This window comes from Streptomyces sp. NPDC053367 (assembly GCF_044545925.1).
Classification (GTDB): Bacteria; Actinomycetota; Actinomycetes; order Streptomycetales; family Streptomycetaceae; genus Streptomyces.
Genome location: NZ_JBITYN010000006.1, coordinates 453,469 through 479,510, shown reverse-complemented (window position 1 = coordinate 479,510; position 26,042 = coordinate 453,469). Strand labels below are relative to the sequence as shown.

The 26,042-nt window shown below is 75.0% G+C and carries 5 protein-coding genes; 1 reads left to right on the top strand and 4 read right to left on the bottom strand.

Features of this window, described 5'->3' with window-relative positions:
• Positions 1–185: 185 nt before the first annotated feature.
• Positions 186–4,382: a CHAT domain-containing protein gene (locus tag ACIGXJ_RS19745; RefSeq protein WP_399646852.1), complete on the bottom strand. Its 4,197-nt coding sequence runs from the start codon at positions 4,380–4,382 to the stop codon at positions 186–188.
• Positions 4,383–4,588: 206 nt separating this feature from the next.
• Between ACIGXJ_RS19745 and ACIGXJ_RS19740 the strand changes: the two genes are divergently transcribed.
• The gene (locus ACIGXJ_RS19740) at positions 4,589–4,822 is read left to right on the top strand and encodes a hypothetical protein (protein WP_399646849.1); all 234 of its coding nucleotides are present in this window, start codon (positions 4,589–4,591) and stop codon (positions 4,820–4,822) included.
• Here the strand turns inward: ACIGXJ_RS19740 and ACIGXJ_RS19735 are convergent.
• The 3 genes from ACIGXJ_RS19735 to ACIGXJ_RS19725 all read right to left on the bottom strand — a co-directional run bounded on the left by ACIGXJ_RS19735 (position 4,802) and on the right by ACIGXJ_RS19725 (position 26,042).
• Complete coding sequence (locus ACIGXJ_RS19735; protein ID WP_399646846.1) at positions 4,802–5,386, bottom strand: GNAT family N-acetyltransferase; 585 nt, start codon at positions 5,384–5,386, stop codon at positions 4,802–4,804. The genes ACIGXJ_RS19740 and ACIGXJ_RS19735 overlap by 21 nt on opposite strands.
• A gap of 102 nt (positions 5,387–5,488) precedes the next feature.
• Positions 5,489–5,692, bottom strand: coding sequence for an MbtH family NRPS accessory protein (locus ACIGXJ_RS19730; RefSeq protein ID WP_043505857.1), 204 nt, complete (start codon positions 5,690–5,692; stop codon positions 5,489–5,491).
• Positions 5,693–5,798: 106 nt separating this feature from the next.
• A complete protein-coding gene (locus ACIGXJ_RS19725) occupies positions 5,799–26,042 on the bottom strand; it encodes a non-ribosomal peptide synthase/polyketide synthase (RefSeq protein WP_399646842.1) in 20,244 nt (6,747 codons plus the stop codon).

Genomic DNA, 26,042 nt, shown 5'->3' with positions numbered 1-26,042 from the left:
GTCGGCCCTCGGGATCGTGCTCCGTCCGTCTGCACCAGTATCGGAGTCCGCGCACCCAGGCGACCGCTACATTGCGCAACTGCCGTGCCCTGCCTGCGAAGTCGGCCGTCATGCCCGCACACGCTCCGGCCGAACGAGCTGCACGAGCCGCCGGGTGTCCACACGCAGGCCGACAGGCGGGACGGTCAGGCCCCTGCGTGCAGGAAGGCGGCCCAGAGGTACGGCACCTTGATCCGGTCGTACGGGCCGCGCAGGTCGCGGCCGTCGCGCAGGTCGCGGACCGCCTGATGGATCGCCCACGCGGCGCGACCGGTGTCGATCCGGCCGTCCGGACCGCGCAGGTGGGTGTAGAAGCTGTCAGCCACGGTCTTCGAGACCTGGTCGTTGATCTCCCAGAGCGTGCCCACGACGCTCGGGAATCCGGCCAGTTGGAAGGCCGAGGTGAGGTCGACCGACTCGTCGAGGAGCCACGCGGACCCGACGGCGGCGGTTCGGCAGGCCGACAGGTAGGCGAGCCGGACGCCGTCGAGGTGCACCGAATCGAGGCTCTTGACGGTGAGCGGATCGTCGACGTGGTCGTGGAGGAGCAACATGCTGCGTGAGGGGTCGGCAGGGTGCGCGGAACCGTGGCAGGCGAAGTGCGCGATGGCGACGCTCGGCAGCAGGGACAGCACGGCGGCCTTGGTGGGGGTGCCGGCGGACGGTGTGCCGGGGGTCGCCCGGCCGGACGGGGCGGGTTCGCGGAGCAGGACCGCGTCGCCGAGGTGCCGGCACACCAGGTCGGCCTCGCCTCCCACGTGCGCGAGTCGGGTGCCGTCGGGGAGATCGGGCGTGGTGGGCATGGCGACGACCAGCCCTCTTGGGGAACCGGCGTGCGAGGCCGCGCGGGCGCGGGCGTATTGCAGGGCTCGGACGGTGGGCGTGTAGGAGGAGACCACGCGGTCGAGGACGGTGCGTCGGTGCGGGTCGTCCGGTGCATCGCTGTGGTGGCCTGCGGCGTGCAGCGGCAGCATCCCGAGGAGGCCACCGGCGACCCACCACACCCGCGGCCACGTCTCGCCGGGGCCGGGCTGGCGGGTGTGGCCCAGCGTGGTGAGGACCGGTCCGGTCACGACGTCCCACAGCCAGCCCATGAGGTCCGTGAGCACGGACTGGATGCGGATCCGCTCGTCGGGCGTCGTGCCCGTGGCGGCCCTCTCCAGCGCGTCACCGAGGTCGGCGGCCCGGGCCTGCAGGGCGTCGGCGGTGAGGCCGGGAAGTTCCAGGACGTCGATCCCGTGGTCGGTGAGGAGCAGGGCGTGGCTACGGCGGGCGCTGACGGTGAGGACGACGACAGGTCCGTCCTTGGCCTGCGCCTGCAGGGCTTCGGCCGAGGGCGGCTCGCCGAAGGTGTGAAAACCCTTCAGGCCGCGGATCTCGGTCAGGACCGCTTCGAAGTCCCGGGCGGCGCGGTGCCGGTCGGGTGTGGTCGTGTCGACTGCGGGTCGGGACCACAACGGCGGTGGGTCGGCCATCCGGTCGAGGTCGTCGCGCAGCCGGACGAAGCGTGTCGCGAGGTCGGGGTGGTGCAGGCGCAGTTCGGTGAGGTCGTTGCGGGTGTCGAGGAACTGGCTCAGCAGGACACCGCGTCCGGTCTCGAGAAGCGACAGTGCGCGGGCGGCCCGTTCGTCTCGGGGACGGCTGGTGTCTTCGAGCGTGTAGGCGACCGCGTCGGCTGCGAGGCCTCCGAGGTTGGCGAGTGCGTGCTGCCGCTCGGCGCGCCCCAGCTGCCTGGGCGCGGTCAGGGGCATGAGCCGTACGGCGGCCTCTGCGGCCTGCGCCGCCCGCGCTGGGGCGACGTCGGCGAGTAACTGGGCCGCCAGGGCGGCGGCGTGGATGCGTGTTGTCGGGCTCCCGGTGGTGCTCCACGCCAGTTCGCAGGCGGACGCCGCCGCTTGCAGGTCGCGGCGCCGGCCGGTGAGCTGGAATTTGTCGTACAGCGCCTGCGCGCGGTTGAGCCGGTACAGCACCAGGTGGAGGCTGTCGTCCGTGGCTGTCTCGGCAGCCGCGTCGAAGAGGGCGATCGCTTCGTCGAGGTCGGCCGGGTCCTTGGCGGACCGGAAGCGCTCCGCGAGGATGCTGCCCAGACCCGACAGGGCCGAGGAGCGGGACCGGGCCTCGTGGTGGAGGGTGGTGCGGACCGCCTCGCGGAAGCATGCGACTGCTCGGTCCAGGTCCGCAGGGTCGCCGAACTGCACGAAGCGGCGTCCCAGCATCCCCCCGAGCGCGGTGAGGTACCGGCCCCTGTCGGGGTGACCCGACGGCAGCGCATCCACTGCGGCTTGTCCGACGACAACCGCGTTGTCCAGGTCGGGTCGGTGCCCGAACAGTTCGTGGCGCAGGTCGGTTGTGATGGCGAGGTTGCACAGCATCGCGGGTCGCTGCGGGTGCTGCTCGGGGATGATCTCGACCGCCGTACGCGCCCGGGAGCCGGCCTCGGCCAGATCGGCGGCACCCCGCAGTCGCTCGTAGCGGTCGAGGAGGGCGGCGGTCAGGTTGGCGAGGATGTGGGCCCGGAGGGCGGGATCGTCGGGTGCGATCGACAGGGCCTCGCGCAGGTCGGTGATGACGGCGTCCAGTTCCCCGTGGTCGGCCGTGAGCTCGGCCCGGACGTGACGGGCGAGGGCGAGGTTGGACATGCACATGGCTTGGTCTCGGTGGCCTGCCGGGAGGGCGGCAAGCGCCGCCCGGCCGAAGGAGACGGCCCTGTCGATGTCGGCGAGGTCGCCCGTATGGTCGAAGCGCTCCTTGACGCTCACGCAGAGATCGTTCAGATGGCCCGAGCGGCGAATGGGATCTCCGCCGGCTGCCTCGGCCGCGGCTTCGAGGAAGGTGATGGCGCGTTCGACGTCTGCCCGCTGCGAGGTGCACGCGTGTCGTTTCGTCAGCACAAGGGCGAAGTCCGACAGCACCGTGGCGCGGTCGGCGAGGTGCGCCGGGACCGAGTGCGGCGACGCGGGTACGAGGGAGGCGGCCTCGTTCAGGTCGTCGCGGTCGCCTGTGCGCTCGAAGCGTTCGCGTAGTGCCGTCAGCAACATGTGCTCGAAGCCGTACTGGAATGCGGGGTGCTCCGAGACGTTCTCGGTGGCCGCGCGGTAGTGGTCGATCGCTGCGTCGAGGAACCCGCGGTCGTCGGTGCATTCCAGCAGGCCCAGGTGGGCCGTGCCGATCCCGGCCAGGACGAGGGCGCGCTCGGGGCCGGTCCGCTGCGTCAGTTGCAGCAGTGCCCGTCCGACGGCGATCGCCTCCTCCAGGTCGGACCGGGACGTCCGGAGAGCGAAGCGAGCGCGTAGCGCGGTCGCCAGCTCACCGAGCGTCTCGCGAAGCTCCGGTGTCGCGTGCTCCTCGGCTTCGGCGCTCGCCCTCAGGGCGGCGACGGCCTCGTTCAGGCACTCGGCGTCGTCGGTGAGGCCGAAGAGCGCCAGCAGCGCGCTTCCCAGCCCGTACAGGGCGGGCGCCCGGGACGGGTGCCCGCCCCCGAGCGTGCCCGCGACGGCCCGGAAGTGGGAGACGGCGGCCTCCAGATCGCTGCCGTCGCCGTCGTGGTCGTAGCGCTCCCGCAGCGAGAGGCCGACGGCGAAGCGCAGGCCCGCCAGACAGCTGTCGTCCACGGCCTGCGCCGGCAGGGCCCGCAGACACGCGAGGGGATCGGCGGGCTCGGCGTTCGGGCCGGTGTGCCCGCCGGTCAGTACGAGGCTTCCCATATGCACCAGGAGCTCGGCCTGCCGGGGGAGGTCGAGGGAGGTCAGCTGGACGCCGAACCGCAGGACCTGAAGTGCCTCCGTGAGATGGCGCGCGAGGCCGGTGCCTTCGTACAGCGCGCTCAGGATCTCGGCCAGGTTCTGCAGGATGTCGACCACGCGGGGATGGCCGGGTACGACCCGCTGCACGACCCGGCGCAGTATTTCCGCTGATCGTTCGAGGTCGGACAGGTCGCCCGTCAGCTCGAACCGGGCCTCGAGCGCCTCGGCGAGGCACAGGACGAACATCTCCCAGGCCGGGGCGTCGTCCTCGGTGGCGTCCACCACGAGCTGCAGCCGCGCCACCGCGGTGCCGCGCGCTGCCGGATCGGGGGCTTTGACGAGTTCGTGCAGGGCGTCGAGCACGGGCGGCTGCGAGGCGACCACGTACAGCAAGGGGGCGGGGATCTCTCCGTAACCGGCCAGGAAGCACGGCCCGAACGACTCGGCCGCGGCTGCCAGTTCCTCATCGGCCCGGCCGGGTGGCACAGCGAGGCAGCGGCGCCAGTGCAGCCACCCCCGGGCGTGGAGGTCGCGCAGAGACGGCTCTTTGGCCGGCTCCTGAGGCACCACGCCCCGTGGCCCGTCGTTCTCGTTCGGCATCTTCCCCCACCCGGCCATGTCAGCCACGTCGTCCCGGCCCGGGGTCATCCTAGGAAAATCAGCAAGGACCCAGGAAGGAAAGAGAGGTAATGGTGCATCACGGGCGCCATCACGCCGGCGGGGGAGCCAGGCGTGACGGGAGGGGCGCGTCGCTCGCGCTCCATGAGCATCCACCCGCCCGGGGTTCCCGTCGAGAGGAGCCTCCCGTGTTCGGGCAGGTGAAGGCGATCGGGGACAAGAAGCCGATCTTCATGATCAAGGGCAGTGTCCGCGGTGATCTGTCTCTGATCGACCGGGACTACGCCCATGAGGAAGGCCGGTACGAGGTGGAGGTTCCCGCAGGTGAACTGGTCACCGCAGGGTTCGAGCGTGCACCTCTCCGGCTGGGTACCCGCCGGCGAGGGCGTACTCTCCCGTGGCTATTCCGGGTGCTGATCTGATCCGTGCGACGGCAGCCCGGGGTGTTCTTCGGGCGGCAGGCCGTCTTGGGCGTACGCGTCCGTCGTCGAGATCACCAGCAGCTTCGTGACGGTGCCGTCGTCGCCGGTCACGTCCCGTACGTGACGGAAGCCCAGGCGGCGGCACATGGCCAGGCTGGGGGTGTTGTCGGCGCCGACCATGCCGTAGGCCTCCTTCAGGCCCAGGTCGTCGGCGGCGTGGCGCAGCAGGGCGCGGACCACTTCGGTGCCCAGGCCCCGGCCCCAGTACGGGGGTGCGAGGGCGGCGATCAGTTCGTGTCCGTCGACGTTGCCGGTCTTCTTCACCTCCGCGTGTCCGACGAAGGTCTCCCCCTGCCACACCCCCCATACGTCGAACAGGCGTTGTGGGTAGATGTCGGTGAGGATGGCGCGGAACAGCGTGCGGATGTCCGCCTCGGGCACGCGTTCCTGGCCCATCCAGCGGCAGACCTCCTCGTCGCGCAGCAGCTCCACGAAGGCGTCCTCGTCCTCGGGGCGGTAGGGGCGGAAGGTGAGTCTTTCGGTGTGCAGGACGGGTGTGGTCATGAGGGCTCCTCGGGAGGTACGGAGAGGACGGCGGAGCCGGGCCGGGGCACGCGCCAGTGGGACGCACCCCGGCCCGGGCCTTCGTGCCTGCGCGTGAGCGCGTCAGGCTTCGGCGTTCTCCATGCGCTCGCGCAGGCTGCGGGGACGCATGTCGGTCCAGACCTCGTCGACGTAGGCGGAGCACTCCGCCTCCGTGCCCTCCTTGCCGACGGGCTGCCAGCCGGCGGGCACCTCGATGTCGACGGGCCACAGCGAGTACTGCTCCTCGTCGTTGCGCAGCACCTGGTAGCGGGTGTTCTCGTCCATGTCTGTCGGTCTCGCTCTCTGGGTCGTGGCGGGTGGGCCTTTTCGGTGGGTCACGGGTCGGTCGTGCGGTGCGGTGGTGGTGGGGCCCGGCCCACGGGGCGGGGCGTCACCGGCGGTCGCGGGCGTGGTGGGCGATGTGGCGCAGGGCCCGGGCGAAGTCCTCGGCGACGGCGCGCACGGTGGCGGTGGGATGCAGGGCGGGCCGGTGGTGCCAGGTGAAGGACAGCCGGCCGCGCTGGACGGCACCGACGATCTCCAGCGGGTGGGAGCCGCTGTCGCGCGGGTCGTGGTGGCGGCCGAACGACCCGTGTTCGGCGCGTATCAGGCCCTCCCCGGGGTTCTCCGGGCGGGCGTCCCACTGTCCGAGGTAATTGAAGACGACCTGTCCGTGGGCGGCGCGTCCCAGGCGTTCGCGCACCTCGGGCGGGCCGAAGGTGCGCAGGGCGCCGAAGCCGAGGCCGTTGCCGGGTACGGCGCGCAGCTGGCGGCGTACGGACTTCACCAGGGTGCGCCAGTCGCGGTCGGGGCCGAGGTCGGCGGGTTCGGGGACCTGGAGGGCGACGGGGTGGACGGTGGTGAACCAGCCGACCGTGCGGGTCAGGTCGACGCCGTCGAGGACGTCCTCGCGGCCGTGTCCCTCCAGGTCCAGGCGGACGTCCTCGTGGCCGGTCCAGCGGGCCAGCGCGAGGGCGAGGGCGGCGAGCAGCACGTCGTTGACGCGGGTGCGGTAGGCGGTCGGTGCGGCGCGCAGCAGTGCCTCGGTGTCCGCCTCGTCCAGTTCGACGGTGAGCGTGTCGACGGCGCCGGTGTCGGGGCCGTTCGGCGTCTCGGACGGGAGCGGCTCGGTGCCCACGGCGTTTTCCCAGTAGGGCAGTTCGTGGTCGAGAGCTCCGGAGGCGACGTGTGCGGCGAGGCCGCGGGACCAGTCGCGGAAGGAGGTGGTGCGCTCCCCCAGCGTGACGGGTTCGCCCTGGGCGGCCTGCCGGTAGGCGGCCTCCAGGTCGTCGCGCAGGATGCGCCAGGAGACGGCGTCCACGACCAGGTGGTGGCCGACCAGGAGGAGGAAGTCGGGCCGGTCGGCGGCGCCGGTGAAGAGGGCCGCCCTCAGCAGCGGGCCGCGTGCGAGGTCGAAGCCGGTGTGCAGGTCGTCGGCGGCCTTCTCCATCGCCGTGTCGGCGTCGGTGGCGGTGAGGCCGCCGAGGTCGTGGCGGGTCAGGAGCCCGTCGCGGTCGGTGTCGTCCGCGGGCGGGTTGTACTGGTGCCAGCCGTCCCGGTCGGCGGTGAAGCGCATGCGCAGGGCGTCGTGGTGGTCGAGCAGGGCGTTGAGGGCGGTCTCCAGGGCGGTGGCGTCGACGCCGGGGGCGAGTTCGACCAGCAGGGACTGGTTGAAGTGGGCGTGGCCGGCGCGCGGGCCGGTCAGGAACCACTCCTGGATCGGGGTGAGCGGCACGTCCCCGCTCACCGCCTCCTCGCCGGTGTGGCTGGGGGCGGCGGTGACGACGCCGGCCAGTTCGGCGACGGTCTGGTGGGTGAACAGGTCGCGGGTGGTCACGTGCAATCCGTCGCGTCGCAGCCGGGAGACGACCTGCATGCTGAGGACGGAGTCGCCGCCGAGGTGGAAGAAGTTGTCGTGCGCCCCGACGTCGGCGACGCCGAGGACGTCGCCCCAGATGCGGGCGACGCGGCGTTCGGTGTCGGTGCGCGGCGGCGTGTGCGGGCCGGTGGCGGTGTGCGCGGGCCCGGGTTCGGGAAGCGCGTTGCGGTCGGTCTTGCCGTTCGGGGTGAGCGGCAGCCGGTCCAGCGGCACGAACGCCGAGGGGATCATGTGCGCCGGGAGCAGTCCGGCGAGGTGGTCGCGCAGTTCGGTTGCGGGCAGGTCCTCGGGGGTGCCCTCGGCGGGTACGAGGTAGGCGACCAGGCGCGCGCCGGAGCGGCCGTCCGGGTCGCTGCCGCCGGTGCGTACGGTGACCACCGCGTCGCGCACCAGGGGGCTGCCGCGCAGCGCGCTCTCGATCTCTCCGGGTTCGATGCGGAAGCCGCGCAGTTTGAGCTGGTCGTCGGCGCGTCCGGCGAAGCGCAGGTCGCCGTTCGCGTCCCAGCGGGCGCGGTCGCCGGTGCGGTACATGCGCTCCCCGGGGGCGCCGAACGGGTCGGCGACGAAGCGGGAGGCGGTCAGGCCGGGCCGGTGGAGGTAGCCGCGGGCAAGGCCGGGTCCGGAGACGTAGAGATCGCCGGTGACGCCGGGCGGGACGGGGCGCAGGGCGGCGTCGAGGACGTGGACGCGGGTGGCGCCGGCCGGGCGTCCGATGGGCGGGGCACCCGCGCCCGGGGTGAGCGGGCCGGTCCAGGTGGCGACGACGGTGGCCTCGGTCGGGCCGTACGAGTTGATCATCCGTCGGCCGGGCGCCCACCGTTCGACGAGGTGGGCGGGGCAGGCCTCGGCGCCGACGATGAGGGTGCGCAGATGCGGCAGGGCGTCGGCGGTCTCGGGGGCGACGGTGGCGAGGGCGGCGGGCGGGATCAGGGTGTGGCTGACGCGCCGCCCGGCGAGGGCCTCGGCGAGGCGCTCGCCGACGAGGGGGCCCTCCTCCCCGGTGAGCAGGGTGGCGCCGCTGAGCAGCGACACGCACAGCTCCAGCACCGAGGCGTCGAAGCTGGGCGAGGCGAACTGCAGGACGCGGTCGCCGGGGCCCGCGTCGTAGCGGTCGGCGGCTGAAGCCGCGAAGGAGGCCAGGCCGCGGTGCGTCACGGTGACGCCCTTGGGGGTGCCGGTGGAGCCGGACGTGTAGATCACGTACGCCGGGTGGTCGACGGTCAGCGGGGAGGCGCGGTCGGCGTCCGTGGGCGCGGTGTCCGGGCCGTCGGCGTCCCACACGGCGGCGGGGTCGTCCAGGACGAGCCGGGCGCCGGCGTCGCGGAGCATGAACTCCCGGCGCTGCTCGGGGTAGTCGGGGTCGACGGGCAGGAAGGCGCCGCCGGCCTTGGTGACGGCGAGCTGCGCCACCACCGTCTCCGCGCTGCGGGGCAGGGCCAGCGCCACGATCCGCTCGGGGCCCGCGCCCCGGGCGATGAGGCGGTGCGCCAGCCGGTTGGCGGCGCGTTCCACGTGCGCGTACGTCAGTTCGCGGCCGTCGGCGTCGGCCAGGGCGACGGCGTCGGGGGTGCGGGCGGCCTGCCGCTCGAACAGCTCGGGCAGGGTGGCCGGCGCGACCGGGCGGGCGGTGGCCCGGCCCTGGTCGAGCACGGCCTTGAGCGTCTCGTCGGTGGCCAGGGGCAGGGCGCCGAGCGGCCGGTCGGGGTTCTCGGCGACGGCGGTCAGGAGGGTGACGAGCTGGTCGGCCATGCGTTCGGCGGTGGCCGCGTCGAACAGGTCCGTGTTGTAGGTGAGGACGCCGTGCAGTTCGCCGGTGCCGGTCTCGGCGAACTCCAGGGTGAGGTCGAACGCGGCGTGCCGCAGCTCGGTGTCGACGTCGGTGACCTCCAGGCCGGGCAGGTCGAGGGCGCCGGCCGGGGCGTTCTGGAGGACCACCATGACCTGGAACAGGGGGGTGCGGCTGGTGTCGCGGACCGGCTGGACCTCGTCCACGACCTGCTCGAACGGCGCCTCCTGGTGGGCGAAGGCGTCCAGCACGGTCGCGCGGACGTCGCCGAGGAACTCGGGGAACGGGCGGTCGGGCGTCACGCGGGAGCGCAGCACGAGGGTGTTGACGAAGAACCCGACCAGGTCCTGGACCTCGGCGCGGTCGCGGCCGGAGGTGACCGTGCCGACCGTGATGTCCTCGCCGCCCGTCAGGCGGGCCAGGTAGGCCTGGGCGGCGGCGACCAGCGTGGTGAACAGGGTGGCCTGCCGGTCGCGGCCCACCCGGGCGAGGCGGCGGGTCGTCTCCCGGGGCAGGGAGAGCCGTACGGAGGCGCCGTGGTGGGTGCGCACCGCGGGGCGGGGCCGGTCGGTGGGCAGGTCGAGTGTCTCCAGCCCGGCCAGGTGCTCCTTCCAGTAGGCGAGGTGGTCGTCGGTGCCGCGCCCGCGCTGCCAGTGGGCGTAGTCGGCGTACTGCACCGGCAGCGGGGGCAACGCGGCAGTCTCCTCGCCGAGTTCGGTGCGGTAGAAGTGGGCGAGGTCGCCGGTGAGCACGCCGGTGGACCAGCCGTCGGTGACGATGTGGTGCAGGGTCAGCGTCAGGACGTGCTCCTCGTCCGTCAGCCTGATCAGGCCCGTGTGCAGGAGGGGGCCGCGCCGCAGGTCGAAGGTGCGGGCGCGTTCGGCGTCCAGCAGAGCCGCGAGCCGGGCGTCGCGTTCGCCGCCGGTGAGCTGCGACAGGTCGTGCAGGGTCAGCGGCACCTCCCCGGCCGGGTGGACGATCTGCACACCGTGGCCGTCGACCGCGTCGAAGGTGGTGCGCAGCGCCTCGTGCCGCTCGGCCAGGGCGCGCAGGGCCGCGGTGAGGGCGGGCACGTCGAGCCTGCCGCGCAGCCGCAGGGCCGGCGCGGTGACGTACTCGCCGCTGCCCGGCGCGAACTCCTCCAGGAACCACAGGCGTTGCTGGGCGTACGACATCGGGGCGGGCGTGTCGCGGGTGACCGGGGCGATCGTCGCGGGCGCGGTGTCGCCGGGGCGTTCCTCGGTGAGCAGGGCGGCGAGGGCCTCGGGGGTCGGGTGGGTGAACACCGCGCGCGGGGACAGTTCGGTGCCGAACGCCTCGGAGAGGCGCAGGGCGAGGCGGATGCTGAGGATGGAGTCGCCGCCGAGCTGGAAGAAGTCGTCCCGCACGCCGGGGCGCGGCGCGGACAGGACGTCGGCGAAGACCTCCAGCGTGCGGCGCTCGGCGTCGGTGCGCGGCTCGGCCGGCGCGTCCTGTGCACCGCTCGCGGGTTCCGGCGCGGGCAGGGCCGCCCGGTCGACCTTGCCGTTGCGGCTGAGCGGCAGCGCGGGCAGGACGACGAACGCCGACGGCACGAGGTAGTCCGGCAGGGAGCGCCGGGCGAACTCCCGCACGGAGGAAACGTCTTCGGTGCCGACCACGTAGGCCACCAGGCGGCGGTTGCCGGGGCGGTCCTCCCGGGCGAGCACGGTCACGTCGGTGACGCCGGGGTGTCCCGCGAGGACCGCCTCGACCTCGCCGGGTTCGACGCGGAATCCGCGGATCTTCACCTGGTCGTCGGCGCGGCCCAGGAACTCCACGGTGCCGTCGGGGCGGCGGCGGGCCAGGTCGCCGGTGCGGTACATGCGGCTGCCGGGCGGGCCGGCCGGGTCGGCCAGGAAGCGGGCCGCGGTGTCGCCGGGGCGGCCCAGGTAGCCGCGGGCGACGCCCTCGCCGGCGAGGTACAGCTCGCCCGGGCAGCCGGGAGGCACGGGTCGCAGCCGGCCGTCGAGGACGTGCACGCGCATCTCGTCGAGCGGGTGGCCGACGGGCACGGTGTCGGGGACGGTGGCCGCGTCGGTCAGCGGGAACGACGTGGCGAACGTCGTCGTCTCGGTGGGGCCGTATCCGTCGACGACGGCCAGGCCCGGGCAGGCGGCCAGGACGCGGCGTGCGGCCGCGGCGGGCACGACGTCACCGCCGGTCCACACCTGGCGCAGACCGGTGAAGCAGTCCGGCGCGTCCTGCGCGAGCAGCCGGAACAGGCCGGCGGTCAGCCACAGCGCGCTCAGACCGGTGTCGCGGACCAGCCGGCGCAGCAGCGCCGCGTCCAGCGGCTGCGCGGGAGCCACGACGACGCAGCCGCCGGTGAGCAGCGGCGCCCACACCTCGAAGGTGGCGGCGTCGAAGGCCACCGGGGAGTGCAGCAGCACCCGGTCGCACACACCGCCGGTGAAGCGGCCGTCGGTGGCGAGGGCGGCCACGTCGCGGTGGCGTACGGCGACCGCCTTCGGTTCGCCGGTCGACCCCGAGGTGAACATCACGTAGGCGAGGCGGTCGGGGTCCGCGGGCGCGGCGACGGGCGCGTCCGGTATGGGGGTGCGGGCTGCGGTCACCGGCGCGTCCGGCACGGGGGTGTGCGCGGCGGTGACGTCCTCGGCGGACAACCGGACGCTCACGCCCGCGCGTTCGAGCAGCGTGCGGCGCCGGTCCTCGGGGGCGCGGGCGTCCACGGGCACGTAGGCGCCGCCCGCCTTGAGGACGGCGAGCTGGGCGACGACGAGGGCGGCCGAGCGATCCATCAGCAGGGCCACCCGGTCCTCGGCGCGCAGTCCGCCGGCGAGGAGCCGGGAGGCCACCGCGTCGGACCACTGGTCGAGTTGACGGTACGTCAGGTGTATGTCGCCGTCGCGCAGCGCGGGGGCTCCGGGCGTGCGGCGGGCCTGCTCGGCGAACAGGGCGACGGGACTGCGCGGCTCCGTGCTGCGGGCGGTGGCGTTCCACCGCTCCAGCAGGGCGCGGTCGTCATCGGTCAGCGCGTCCAGGCCGGTCACCTCCGCGTCGGTCTCCAGCGCGTCGGCGAGGGCACGCAGGACGACCGTGAGGCGGTCGGCGAGGCGGTCGGCGGTGTCCGCGTCGAACAGGCCGGCGTCGTAGGCGAGGTCGAGGCCGAGGCGGTCGCCGAGGTGGGCGCGCAGGCACAGCGGGAAGGTGGGCGCGTCCTCGGCGCGCACCTCCTCGACCTGCACGCCCGTGCGGGCGGTGGCTGACTCGTCGACGGGGTAGTTCTCGAACACCACCATGCTGTCGAACAGCGCCTCGCCGGCCGGGATCTCGCTCAGCGCCTGGATGCGGGGCAGGGCGAGGTGGTCGTAGCGCCGGGTGTCGCTCTGGTGCTCCTGCACCGCGCGCAGCCAGGACGCCGCTCCCCCGCCCCCGACCCGGATCCGGGTGGGCACGGTGTTGATGAACATGCCGATCATCGACTCCACGCCGGGCAGTTCGGCCGGGCGCCCGGAGACGGTGGTGCCGAACACGACGTCGTCGCGGCCGCTGTGGCGGGCGAGCAGCAGCGCCCAGGCGCCCTCGACGACGGTGTTCACCGTGAGCCCGGCGCGGGCGGCGCCCTGCCGCAGCCGCGCGGAGAGGTCCTCGTCCAGCTGTCGGCCGGTGAGGGCGGCGGCGCGGGCGCGGTGCTCCTCGGCCGGTGTGCGGTCGTAGGGCAGCGGGGTGCGGGCGGTGAACCCGGCGAGGGTGTCGGCCCAGTGGGCCTCGGCGGCGGACTCGTCCTGGTCGTGCAGCCGGCGCAGGAAGTCGGCGAACGGGCGCCTGACCGGTGCGGGGGCCGCACGGCCGCCGATGAGGGCGGCGTAGCGCTCGCACACCTCGGTGAGGAGCTGTCCGGTGCTCCAGCCGTCCAGGATCAGGTGGTGGGAGGACCACAGCAGCCAGACCTCGTCGCCGGGCAGTGCGGCCAGAGTGATGCGGGTGAGGGGTGCGGTGGTCAGGTCCATGCCTGTCGCGCGGTCGGCGGCCAGCAGGTCCTCGGTGGCCGCCGTGCGTTCCTCGGGTGTCAGTCCTCGCCAGTCCAGGTGGGTGACGGGCAGCTCCACATGCCGGTGCACGACCTGCACGGGGTGCGGCAGGCCCTGCCAGTGGACGCTGGTGCGCAGGGCCTCGGTGCGGTCGGCGACCTGCTGCCAGGCGGCGGCGAAGCGCCGCGGGTCGCTCACCCCGGACAGGCGGACGGCCACGCGGTCGGAGTAGGCGCCCGCCGTGTCCACGAGGCCGTGGAAGAGCATGCCGGCCTGAAGCGGGGTGAGCGGCAGGACGTCGGCCACGTGCCGGCCGTCGCCCACGAGGCGGTCCAGCTCCGGCTGGCCGAGCCCGGCCAGCGGGAAGTCGGACGGGGTGCGGCCGCCCGCGTCGGGGCGGGCGCAGTGGGCGGCGATCTCGCGCAGCGCCGCGCACATCTCGTCGGCGAGGGCCCGGACGGTGGACTCGTCGTAGACGGCGGGCGGGTAGGTCCAGCCGAGTTCGAGCCGGCCGTCCTGCACCACGCCGGTGATGTCCAGCAGGTAGGGCCGGGCGGCGTCGGGGTCGGTGTCGGAGCCGGCCGGGGGCAGGGCGGCGGCGTACAGGCCGCTGCCGCCGCCGTCGGCGTCCCACTGGCCGTGGTAGTTGAAGCCGACCCGCGGCGCCGGGGCGCCGGCCAGCGGGCTGTCGGGCAGCAGGTGGCGCAGGGCGCCGTGGCTCAGGCCGTGCAGGGGCACCGCGCGCAGCTGCTCCTTGACCGAGCGCAGGGTGTCGTGCCAGCCGGCGTCGGGGGCGACGGTCAGCGCGAGCGGGAACTCGGCGGTGAACCAGCCGACCGTCCGGGACAGGTCCAGGTCGTCGAAGAGGTTCTCGCGGCCGTGGCCCTCCACGCCGACCAGCACGCTGTCGCGCCCGCACCAGCGGGCCAGGGTGCGGCCGAGGGCGCTGAGCAGGACGTCGTTGACCTGGGTGCGGTAGACCTCGGGGACCTGGCGCAGCAGGGCCTCGGTGGTCTCCGGCTCCAGTTCAACGGTGACCGTGGCGGCGGTGCCGTGGGTGTTGGGGCCGGGCCGGCCCGCGGGCAGGTCGGCGGGCGCCTCGGCGGTGCGCCGCCAGTGGGCGAGGTCGCCGTCCAGGGCGCCGGAGCGGGTGTGGGCCTCCAGCCGGGCCGCCCAGTGGCCGTAGGCGGTGGTGGCCGGGGGCAGCTCGACGGGGTGTCCGGCGGCGGCCTGCCGGCGGGCGGTCTCCAGGTCGGCCAGCAGGATGCGCCAGGAGACGCCGTCGACGGCCAAGTGGTGCACGATGAAGAGTAGTTGGGCAGGCGCGTGCGGACCGCGATCGAGGACCAGGACGCGCGCCACCTTGCCCTCGGTGGGGTCGAGGGCGGCGCGGGCCTCGTCCGCGAGGCGGGCCGCCTCGGCCTCCAGGGCGGAGCCGTCGAAGCCGGTCACGTCATGCAGGGTGACGGTGCCGTCCGGGACGCCGGGCAGGACCTCCTGGAGCCAGCCGTCCTCGGTGCGGCGGAAGCGGGTGCGCAGCGCCGGGTGGTGGCGTACGAGGGCGTCCACGGCGGTGCGCAGGGCCGACAGGTCGGTGCCGGGGGCGAGTTCCAGGCGCTGCGACATGGTGAAGCGCAACGGGTCGCCGGGGCCCCGGCCGTCGAGGTACCAGCGCTGGATGGGGGTGAGCGGTGCCTCGGCGGGGGCGGTCGTGTCGGTGGTGACCGGCGCCGACTCGGTGACACGCAGGGCGAGTTCGGCGACGGTCTGGTGGCGGAAGACGTCCTTGGTGGTCAGGGCGAGACCGGCCTGGCGGGCCCGGGAGACGATCTGGATGCTGAGGATCGAGTCACCGCCGAGCGCGAAGAAGTTGTCGCGTGCGCCCACCCGTTCGACGCGCAGGACGTCGGCCCAGATCGTGGCCAGCGTCTGTTCGGTGCCGGGGCGGGGTGCCACGTAGCCGGCGGTGGTGTCGGGCTGCGTCGGCGGGGCGGGCAGGGCGCGCCGGTCGGTCTTGCCGCTGGTGGTGCGCGGGATCCGGGTCAGCGGCACGAACGCCGCCGGCACCATGTGGTCCGGCAGGGTGCGGCGCAGCGCGAGGCGCAGGTCGTCGGCCGCCGGGGCGGTGTCCCCGGCGGGCACCAGGTACGCCACGAGCATCAGCCGGCCCGCGTGCTCGCGTGCCGTGACGACGGCGTCGGCGACGTCCGGGTGGGTGAGCAGCGCGGCCTCGATCTCGCCTGGTTCGATGCGGAAGCCGCGGATCTTGATCTGTTCGTCGGTGCGGCCCAGGAACTCCAGCAGCCCCTGTGCGTCGCGGCGGGCGCGGTCGCCGGTGCGGTACATCCGCTCCCCCGGCGCGCCGAACGGGTCGGCGAGGAACCGCGCCGCGGTCAGCCCGGGCCGGTTCAGGTAGCCGCGGGCGACCTGCGCGCCGGCGAGGTACAGCTCGCCGGGCGTGCCGGGCGGCACCGGGCACAGGGCGCCGTCGAGGACGTAGGCGCGCAGGTTGGCGCCGGGCCGGCCGATGACCGGCCGGTCGGGGCGGTCGGTGACGCGGCCGTAGGTGGCGTCGACGGTGCACTCGGTGGGGCCGTACATGTTGTAGGCGGTGACGCCGAGTTCGGCGGCGGCGCACAGTTCGCGCCAGGTGTCGGGGCCGGTCGCCTCGCCGCCGACGAGCAGGACGCGGGGGTGGTGGCGGCCGGGGACGAGCAGGCCCGCGGCCAGGAGTTCGCGCAGGAAGGACGGGGTGACGTTGACCAGGTCCAGGTTCCGGTCGGCGATCTGCGCGCGGAACGCCTCGGGGTCCAGGCGCACGTCCTCGTCGACGAGGTGCACCTCCTGGCCGAGGGCGAGCAGCAGCGGGCCCTCCCAGGAGGTGTCGAAGGAGAACGAGGCGCTGAGCGCGGCGCGCAGCCGCCGCCCGTGCGCGGTGTGCGGGGCGACGAGCCCGTCGCGGTGGTCGTGGCAGAGGTTGACCAGGTGCCGGTGTTCCACGACGACGCCCTTGGGGCGGCCGGTGGAGCCGGAGGTGTAGATGATGTAGGCGGCGTGCTGCGGGAGCAGCGGGGCCGGGCGGTCGCGGTCGGTGGTGTCGTGGGCGGGCAGCCGCTCCCACGGGGTGGCGCGCAGCGCGTCGTCGGTGAGCACGGTGTGCGGGGCGGCGTCCTCCAGGAGACCGGCGGCCCGCTCTGCGGGCAGGTCGGGGTCGAGGTGGAGCAGGACGGCGCCGGCCTTGGCGACGGCGAGCACCGCGACCACCAGCTCGGAGGTGCGCGGCAGCCGGACGGCGACCACCCGCTCGGGGCCCGCGCCCAGGGCCAGCAGGTGGTGGGCGAGCCGGTTCGCGCGCTCGTTCAGGGCGGCGAAGTCGAGGGTGGCGTCCCGGGCGACCAGCGCGGTGGCGTGCGGGGTGCGGGCGGCCTGCGCCTCGAACAGAGCGGGGAAGGTGGTGTCCGGGACGGTCAGGTGGGCTCCCTGGCCGTCGTGCAGCACCCGCCGCCGCTCGTCGGCGGTCATCAGCTCCAGCGCCCGTACGTCACGGTCCGGTTCCCGCACCGCCGCCTCCAGCAGCAGGCGCAGGCGGCCGGCCAGGCCGCGGACGGTGTCCTCGTCGAACAGGGCGGTGTCGTAATCCAGGTGGCCGGTGATGCCGTCGTCGCCCTCCACGAAGTCGAAGGCCAGGTCGAAGGTGGCGTGCCGGACCGGCGGCAGGAGCGGCTCGGCGTCCAGGCCGGGCAGCGCGGGTGCCTCGGCACCCAGGTTGTGCAGGGCGACCATGACCTGGAACAGAGGGGTGCGGCTGGTGTCGCGTTCGGGCTGGAGGGTGTCCACCAGCCGCTCGAACGGCACGTCCTGGTGGGCGAAGGCGTCCAGGACCGTGCCGCGCACCTGCTCCAGCAGCGCGCGGAACGACGTGCCGGGGCGGACCTGGTTGCGCAGCACCAGCGTGTTCACGAACATGCCGACGACGTCGTGCAGTTCTGGGCGCTCGCGGCCCGCCGTGACGGTGCCGACGGCGAAGTCGTCCTGGTCGGCCCAGCGGGACAGCAGGACCGTGCAGCCGGCGAGCAGGGTCATGTAGAGGGTGGCGTCGGCCTCCCGGCCCCGCTCGCGCAGCCGGTCGGTGAGCTCCGCGGGCAGCGTGAAGGTCACGAGGGCGCCGTCGCCGGAGCGCACGGCGGGACGCGGCCGGTCGGTCGGCAGCTCCAGCGGCGGCACACCGGCCAGCTGCTCGCGCCAGTGGGCGAGTTGCCGCTCGACCTGGTCGGTGCGGGCGCGCTGCCAGGCGGCGTGGTCGGCGTAGCGCACGGGCAGCTCGGGGAGTTCGGGGCGGCGGCCCTCGCGGGCGGCCGTGTACAGCTCGCCGAGGTCCCGGCCGAGGACGCCGAGGGACCAGCCGTCGGTGACGATGTGGTGGACGGCGAGGGCCAGTACGTGCTCGTCGGCCGCGGTGCGGGCCAGGCGGGCGCGCAGCAGCGGTCCGCTCGCCAGGTCGAAGGACGTGGCGGCCTCGCGTTCGAGGAGCTCCTCCAGCGCGGCCCGCGGGTCGGGTGCGGCGGTGAGGTCGTCCACCGTCAGGGCGGCCGGGTGCGGCGGGTGCACCACCTGCCGGGGCTGTCCGTCCTGTTCGGCGAAGGTGGTGCGCAGTGACTCGTGGCGGGCGACGAGGCCGTCCAGGGCGGTGCGCAGGGCCGGCTGGTCGAGCGGGCCGCGCAGGCGCAGCACGGACAGCGTCGTGTACTCGGTGCTGCCGGGCTCGAACCGGTCGAGGAACCACAGGCGTTGCTGGGCGTACGACAGCGGCGCCGGGGTCTGCGGGGCGGTCGCCGGGATCGCGTCGGCGGGCGCGGCGGAGGCGTCGCCCACCGGGTCGCCCAGCTCGGCGGCGAGCGCGGACACGGTGCTGTGGGTGAACAGCACGCGCGGGGACACGTCGGGGCCGAACGCGGCGCGCAGCCGGGCGGTGACGCGGACGGCGAGGATGGAGTCGCCGCCGAGCGCGAAGAAGTCGTCCCCGGCGTACACCTCCTCGACGCCGAGGACGTCCGACCAGGCGGCGGCGACGGCCCGTTCGGCGGGGGTGCGCGGTGCGGTGCGGTCGGTGTCGGCGGCGTAGCCGTCCGCCGTCGGGGCGGGCAGGGCGCGCCGGTCGAGCTTGCCGTTGACGGTGAGCGGGAGGGCGTCCATCGGGACGTAGGCGGCGGGCACCATGTGGGCGGGCAGCAGCCGTTCCAGGTGGGCGCGCAGCTCGGCCGCCGGGGGTGTAGCGCCGCCGGCGCCGACGACGTGCGCCACCAGGCGGCGGGTGCCGGAGGTGTCCTCGAACACGCCGACGGCGGCGTCGGCGACAGCGGGGTGGGCGTGCAGGGCGGCCTCGATCTCGCCGGGCTCGATGCGGTAGCCGCGGATCTTCACCTGGGCGTCCGCGCGTCCCAGGTACTCCAGGGTGCCGTCGGGCCGCCACTTCGCCCGGTCGCCGGTGCGGTACATGCGGCTGCCGGCCGGGCCGAACGGGTCGGCGAGGAACCGGGTCGCGGTCAGCCCGGGGCGGCCCAGGTAGCCGCGGGCCAGGCCCTCTCCCGCCACGTACAGTTCTCCGGTCGCGCCCGGCGGCAGGGGCGCGAGGTCCGCGTCGAGCACGTACACCCGGAGGTCGGGTATCGCGACGCCGATGGGGCTGGCGGGGCCGTGCGCGGCGGTGTCGGGGTCGAGCGGGGCGTGGGTGACGTGCACGGTGGTCTCGGTGATGCCGTACATGTTGACCAGGCGCGGGGTGTCGGCCGGGTGGCGGGCCCACCAGTCGGTGAGCCGGCCGGCGTCGAGGGCCTCACCGCCGAAGATCACCGTGCGCAGGGCCAGACGGGCACTCGTCTCGGGGTGCTCGGCGTCGGCGCGCACGAGCGGGTGGAACGCGGACGGCGTCTGGTTGAGGACGGTGACGCCTTCGTCGGCCAGCAGCCGCAGGAAGTCCTCCGGGGAGCGGGCGGTCTCGTCGGGCACGACGACGAGCCGGCCGCCGTGCAGCAGCGGGCCCCACAGCTCCCACACGGAGAAGTCGAACGCGTAGGAGTGGAACAGCGTCCACACGTCGTCCGGGCCGAAGCCGAACCACGGGCGGGTCTGGGTGAACAGCCGCACCACGTTGGCGTGCGGGATCACCACGCCCTTCGGGCGGCCGGTGGAACCGGAGGTGTAGATGGCGTAGGCGGGGCTCTCCGGCAGGGGGCGGCGGGCCGGTTCGGGTCCGGTGGCCGGGCGCCGGGCGAGGCCGGCCTCCTCCTCGGGGGTGTCGAGGAGCACGACGGGCACACCGGTGCCGTCGACGCGGGCCGCGGTGCCGGTGGTGGTCACCAGGGTGACGGGGCCGGCGTCGGTGAGGAGGTGGGCGATGCGTTCGGCGGGCGAGTTCGGGTCGATCGGCAGGTAGGCGGCGCCGGTCTTCAGCACGGCCAGGACCGCGACGACCTGGTCGGTGGAGCGGGGCAGGGCGAGGGCGACGAACCGCTCGGGTCCGGCGCCGAGTTCGGCGAGCCGGTGGGCGAGGCGGCCGGCGCGGGCGTCGAGGGTCGCGTAGTCCAGGTGCTCGGTCCCGCAGGTGACGGCGACGGCGCCGGGGGTGCGGGCGGCCTGCGACTCGAACAGGTCCACCAGCGTCTCGGCGGGGCGGCCGGACGCGGTGCCGTTCCAGTCGGTGAGGATGCGGTGCCGTTCCTCGGGCGTCGTCCAGGGCAGGGCGCGCAGCGGCCGGTCGGTGCCGTCGGCGAACCCGGTCAGGAGCAGGCAGAGCCGGCCGGCGAGGGCGCGGACGGTCGCCGCGTCGAACAGGTCCGGGTCGTAGGCGAGGTCGAAGCCGAGGCGTTCGCCGTGGTAGGCGCGCAGCACGAGCGGGTAGTTGGTGGCGTCGCGGGACGACACGTCGGCCAGGCGGATCCCGGACCCGGCCGTGCGGGCCTCGTCGAAGGGGTAGTTCTCGAAGGCGACCATGCTGTGGAAGAGCGGGCTGCCGGACGGCACGTCGCTCAGCTGGGTCAGCTCGGCGAGCGAGGCGGCGGCGAACCGCCTCGACTCGGCCTGCGCGTCCTGCAGTTCGCGCAGCCAGTCCCCGGCGGGGCGGGCGGGATCGACGCGGACGCGGGTGGGCACGGTGTTGATGAACATGCCGACCATCGACTCGACGCCCGGCAGGTCGTCGGGCCGCCCGGAGACGGTGGTGCCGAACAGCACGTCGTCCTGGGCGGCGTAGCGCGACAGCAGCAGCGCCCAGGCGCCCTGGACGACCGTGTTGAGGGTGAGTCCGGCCTCGCGGGCGGTGCGCGCGAGACGGGCCGACGTCTCCGCGTCCAGGCCGGCCGTGTGCAGAGCGGCGGAGCGGGCCTGGTGGGCGTCGTGCAGGGGACGGTCGGCGGGCAGCGGGGTGGGTTCGGCGAAGGCGGCGAGGACGCCCTGCCAGTGGGCACGGGCGGCGTCGGGGTCTTGCTCCGCGAGCCAGCGCACGTAGTCGCCGAAGGGCCGCCGCAGCGTCGGCCGGGCCCCGGTGCCCGCGGTGAGCGCCGCGTACTCCTCGCACACCTCGGTCAGCACCTGGGCGAGGCTCCAGCCGTCCAGGACGAGGTGGTGGGACGTCCACAGCAGGTGCAGCCGGGCGTCGGGCAGCCGGACCAGGGTCAGCCGCATCAGCGGCGCCGCGGCGAGGTCGATGCCCCGGGCCAGGTCGTCGGCGCGCAGCCGGGTCAGGCGCTCGGCGCGTTCCACCTCGTCCAGCTCCCGCCAGTCGAGGTGGGTGACCGGCACCCGCACGTCGCGGCGCACGACCTGGAGGGGTACGGGCACGTCCTCCCACACGACACAGGTGCGCAGGGCGGGCGTGCGGTCGGTGACGCGCTGCCAGGCGACGGCGAAGGCGTGCGGGTCGGCGACGCCGTCCAGGAGCAGGCCGGCCTGGTCGACGTAGACGTCGTCGGGACCGCCGACCAGCCGGTGGAAGAGCATGCCCTCCTGGAGCGGGGTGAGCGGCAGCACGTCCTCCACGTCGCGGCCGTCGCCGACGAGCCGGTCCAGGCGCTCCTGGCCGAGGCGGGCCAGCGGGAAGTCGGACGGGGTGCGGCCGCCCGCGCCGGGCCGGGCGCAGTGCTCGGTGATCGCGGCGAGCGCGCCGGTCATGCCGTCGGCGAGGGCGCGGACGGTGGCCTCGTCGTGCACCTGGTCGCTGTAGTGCCAGGTGAGGTGGAGTTCGCCGTCGGTGACCACGGCGGAGACGTCCAGCAGGTGGTCCAGCGGTGTGTCCAGGGCGATGTCACGGCCGGGCGTCTCGCCCGCCGGGGCGAAGTCGCCGCCGTCGGTGGCCTCCCACTGGCCGTGGTAGTTGAAGCTGATCTGCGGCAGCGGTACGTCCTTGAGGGCTCGGGCGGCCGGGTCGGGCGAGCCGAGGCGGGCCAGGGCCTCGTACGTCAGGCCGTGCCGGGGCACGGACCGCAGCCGCTCCTTCACCGCCTTGAGGGTGGCGCCCCAGTCGGGCGCGCCGGACGGTCCGGCGGGCGCGAGGGTGACGGGGTACTGCGCGGTGAACCAGCCCACCGTGCGGGACAGGTCCAGCGTGTCGTCCTCGCGGCCGTGGCCCTCCAGCAGGACGGTCACCCGCTCGGCGCCGGTCCAGTCGGCGAGGACCCGGCTCAGCGCGCCGAGCAGCACGTCGTTGACCTGGGTGCGGTAGACGGCGGGCACCCGGCGCAGCAGCGCCTCGGTGGTGGCGCGGTCCACGCGCGCGTCGAGCGTGCGGACCGAGCCGGCCAGCGGGGTGCCGGGGCGGTCCACGGGCAGCGGGGTGCGGGGCTCGGCGGCCTCGGCCGTCCAGTGCGGCAGGTCGGCGTCGAGGTCTCCGTCGCGGACCCGGCGTGCGAGGTGCGCGGCCCAGTCGGTGAACGGCGTGGCGACGGGCTCCAGCCGGACCGCCGCTCCCCCGGCCGCCTGACGGTAGGCCTCGGCGAGGTCGGCGAGCAGGATCCGCCAGGAGACGCTGTCCACCGCCAAGTGATGTGCGGTGACGAAGAGTTGGGGCCGCTCGCCGGAGCGGGTGAACAGGGCGGCGCGCAGCAGGGCTCCGGTCTCGGGGTCGAGTGCGGCGCGCGCGGGCTCGGCGGCCCGTTCGCGCTCGGCCGCCGGGTCGGCGGCGCCGGAGAGGTCGTGGCGAGTGAGCAGCCCGGTGGCCGGGCCCTCGCCGGGGTGCTGGAGCCAGGTCTCGCCCGAGCGGGCGAACCGGGTGCGCAGCGCCGGGTGGTGGGCGGCCAGCGCCTCCAGGGCGCGCTCCAGCGCCGGGGCGTCGAGGTCGTACGGCAGGTCCAGCAGCATCGACATGCTGAAGTGCTTGAGCGGGCCGTGGGTGGCGAAGAACCACTCCTGTACGGGGGTCAGCGGCGCCGGCCCCTCCCCGGCGGGGCGCCGGGGCGCGGGCACCTGCGCGGTGCGCGCGGACGCGGCGGCGGCCAGGTCGGCGACGGTCTGGTGGCGGAAGACGTCCCGCGAGGTCAGGTGCAGTCCGGCCGCGCGGGCGCGGGAGACGGCCTGGATGCTGAGGATGGAGTCGCCGCCCAGCTCGAAGAAGTTGTCCGTCACGCCGACCCGGCGCGCGCCCAGCACCTCGGCCCAGATGCGGGCGAGGGTCTCCTCCTCGGGGGTGCGCGGGGCGACGAACTCCCTTTCCTGCTGGGCGCCTTCGGAGTCGGGCGCGGGCAGGGCACGCCGGTCGACCTTGCCGCTGACGGTCATCGGCAGGGCGTCGAGCACGGTGAAGGAGGACGGCACCATGTGGTCGGGCAGCACCTGCCGCAGGGCCGTCCGCACCTCGCCCGTGGCGGGCCGGGCGTCCGGGCCGGCGGGGACGAGGTAGGCGGCGAGCCGGACGTGGCCGTGCGGGTCGGTGACGGCGACGACCGCGGCGGCGGCGACCTCGGGCAGGTCGGTGAGGGCCGCCTCGACCTCGCCGGGCTCGATGCGGTGGCCGCGCACCTTGACCTGGTCGTCGGCGCGCCCCAGGTAGTCCAGGCGTCCGTCGGCGCTCCAGCGGGCCAGGTCGCCGGTGCGGTACATGCGGGTGCCGGGCGGGCCGAACGGGTCGGGCAGGAACCGCGCGGCCGTCAGTCCGGGCCGCCCGCTGTAGCCGCGGGCCAGTTGCACACCGGCCAGGTACAGCTCGCCGCCGACGCCGGGCGGGACGGGCCGCAACCGGTCGTCGAGGACGTAGGCGCGCACGTTGGGCAGCGGCCGGCCCACGGTCGGCCGGCCGTCGCCGGTTATCCGGCCGGCCAGCGCGTCGACGGTGCACTCGGTGGGGCCGTAGAAGTTGTACGCGGCCACGTCCCGCCGCGCCGCCAGGTCCCGCCACAGGGTGGGTCCGACGGCCTCGCCGCCGAGCATGAGGACGCGCGGGTGGTGGCGGGGGTCGGTGAGCAGCCCGGCGGGCAGCAGCTGGCGCAGGTAGGTGGGGGTGAGGTCGAGGAAGTCGACGCGGTGCTCGACGACGTACTCGACCAGGGCGGCGGCGTCCAGCCGGGTCGTCTCGTCGACCAGGTGCAGCGGGTGGCCGTCGGCCATCAGCAGCACGCCCTCCAGGGAGGTGTCGAAGGAGAACGACGCCGTGAGCGCCACCCGCAGCGGCCCGCCACCCGCCTCCGCGACGAAGCCCTCGCGGTGGCCCGCAAGGAGGTTCGCCAGCGAGCGGTGCGCCACGGCGACGCCCTTGGGGCGGCCGGTGGAGCCGGAGGTGTAGATGACGTAGGCGGTGGTGTCGGGGTGCGGGGGCGCCGGGGCGTCGGCGGCGCCGTCTTGCGTGTCGTCGGCCTGCCGCAGCGCGGTCTCGCCGGCGACGGTGCCTTGAGCCTCGTTCGCCTCCCGCAGCGCGGTCTCGTCGGCGACGGTGCCTTGCGCGTCGTTCGCCTGCCGCAGCGCGGTCTCACCGGCGACGGCGTCCTGAGCGTCGTCCGCCTCCCCTAGCGCGGTCTCACCGGCGACGGCGTCCTGAGCGTCGTCCGCCTCCCCTAGCGCGGTCTCACCGGCGACGGCGCCTTGCGCGTCGTTCGCCTGCCGCAGCGCGGTCTCACCGGCGACGGCGTCTTGCGCGTCGTCCGCCTCCCGCAGCGCGGTCTCGTCGAGGACGAGCGCGGGGCGGGCGTCGTCGAGCAGGAACCGCACCCGGTCCTCGGGCAGCGCCGGGTCCAGGGGCAGGTAGCCGGCGCCGGCCTTCCAGACGGCGAGGATCGCCACGATCATGTCGGCGGTGCGCGGCAGCCGGAGGGCTACCAGGCGTTCGGGGCCCGCGCCGCGCGCGACGAGGTGCCGGGCGAGGCGGTCGGCGCGTGCGTCGAGCGTCGCGTAGTCGAGGCGTACGTCACCGGCGACGAGGGCGGTGGCGTCCGGGGTGCGGGCCGCCTGCCGGGCGAACAGCTCGGGCAGGGTCTCCTCGGGGACCGGGCGCGCGGTGGCGTTCCAGTCGTGTGTCACCTGCCGCTCCTGCTCGGGCGAGAGCAGGGGCAGGGCGCCGAGCGGACGGCCGGGGTCGGCGGCGGCGCCGTCCAGCGTGCGCAGCAGCTGGTCCGCCATGCGTGCGGCGGTGGCCGCGTCGAACAGGTCGGTGCGGTACTCCAGGAGGCCGGTCAGCCCGTCGCCGTCGGGTACGAACTCCACGCTCAGGTCGAAGGTGGCGGCCCGCCGGGGCACGGCGACCGGGGAGGCGGCCAGGCCGTGCGGGTCCGGTGCGGTGGGCGGTGCCGGGTGCAGCAGGACCATCACGTCGAACAGGGGGTTGCGGCCGGCCTCGCGGGTCGCGCCGACGGCCTCGACCAGCCGCTCGAACGGCGTGTCGCCGTGCGCGAAGGCGTCGTTGACGGTGTCCGCGGCGGCGGTGAGCAGCTCCCCGAAGGAGCCGCCGGTGTCGACGCGGGTGCGCAGCGCGACCGTGTTCACGAAGAACCCGACGGCCCGCTCCAGGTCGGTGCGGCCACGCCCGGGGGTGAGCGAGCCGACGGTGATGTCGTCCTGCCCGGACCAGCGGGCCAGCAGGGCCTGGCAGGCGGCGACCAGGGCGGTGAACAGGGTGGTGTGCCGGTCGGCCGCGAGCTGCTTCAGGCGGGCGGTGGTGGCGGCGGGGACGGTGAAGGTGTGCACCGCGCCCGCGCCGGACTCCTCGCCGCGGCGGGGCCGGTCCAGCGGCAGTTCGGGGGCGACGGCCCCGGACAGCTGCTCCTTCCAGTACGCCAGGTGGCGGGCCGGCCGGGCGCCGGAGAGCTGCTCGCGCTGCCAGACGGCGAAGTCCGGGTACTGCGTGGCGACCGGCGCTAGGGCGGGCTCGCTGCCCTGGGCGAGGGCGTCGTAGGCGGTGCACAGCTCGTCGAGGACGACGCCCATGGACCAGCCGTCGGTGACGATGTGGTGGGCCGTCAGCAGCAGGACGTGCGTGTCGGGTGCCTCCCGCAGGAGCAGCGCGCGCAGCAGCGGCCCGGCCTCCAGGTCGAAGGGCCGCTCGTACTCGGCCAGCAGGGCCGCCTCCAGGTCGGCGCCGGCCGCTCCCGTGAGGTCGTGGACGGGCAGCGGGAGCGGCCCGGCGGGGTGCACTGTCTGCGCGGGGGTGCCGTCGTGCTCCTCGAACGTGGTGCGCAGGGCGTCGTGCCGCGCCACCACGTGCTCCAGTGCGGCGGCCAGGGCCGTGTGGTCGAGGGCGCCGGTCAGGCGCAGCGCGACGGCGCTGTTGTAGCGCGGGTCGCCGGGGCGCAGCCGGTCCAGGAACCACAGGCGCTGCTGGGCGAAGGACAGCGGCAGCGGGCGGGTGCGGTCGGCGCGCGGGATGGCCTGCCGGGCGGTGCCGGGGGCGCCCGCGGCGGCCCGTCCGGCCAGCCTGCGGCGGAGTGCTTCCTGGAGGTCCTGCGGGAGGGCCTCGGCACGGTTTCGCTTCGAAGACGTCAT

Bases quoted from the DNA above. Each gene is read 5' to 3' on its own strand.
- ACIGXJ_RS19735 (WP_399646846.1), bottom strand. From the start codon at position 5,386: ATGACCACACCCGTCCTGCACACCGAAAGACTCACCTTCCGCCCCTAC.
- ACIGXJ_RS19745 (WP_399646852.1), bottom strand. From the start codon at position 4,382: ATGCCGAACGAGAACGACGGGCCACGGGGCGTGGTGCCTCAGGAGCCG.
- ACIGXJ_RS19730 (WP_043505857.1), bottom strand. From the start codon at position 5,692: ATGGACGAGAACACCCGCTACCAGGTGCTGCGCAACGACGAGGAGCAG.
- ACIGXJ_RS19725 (WP_399646842.1), bottom strand. From the start codon at position 26,042: ATGACGTCTTCGAAGCGAAACCGTGCCGAGGCCCTCCCGCAGGACCTC.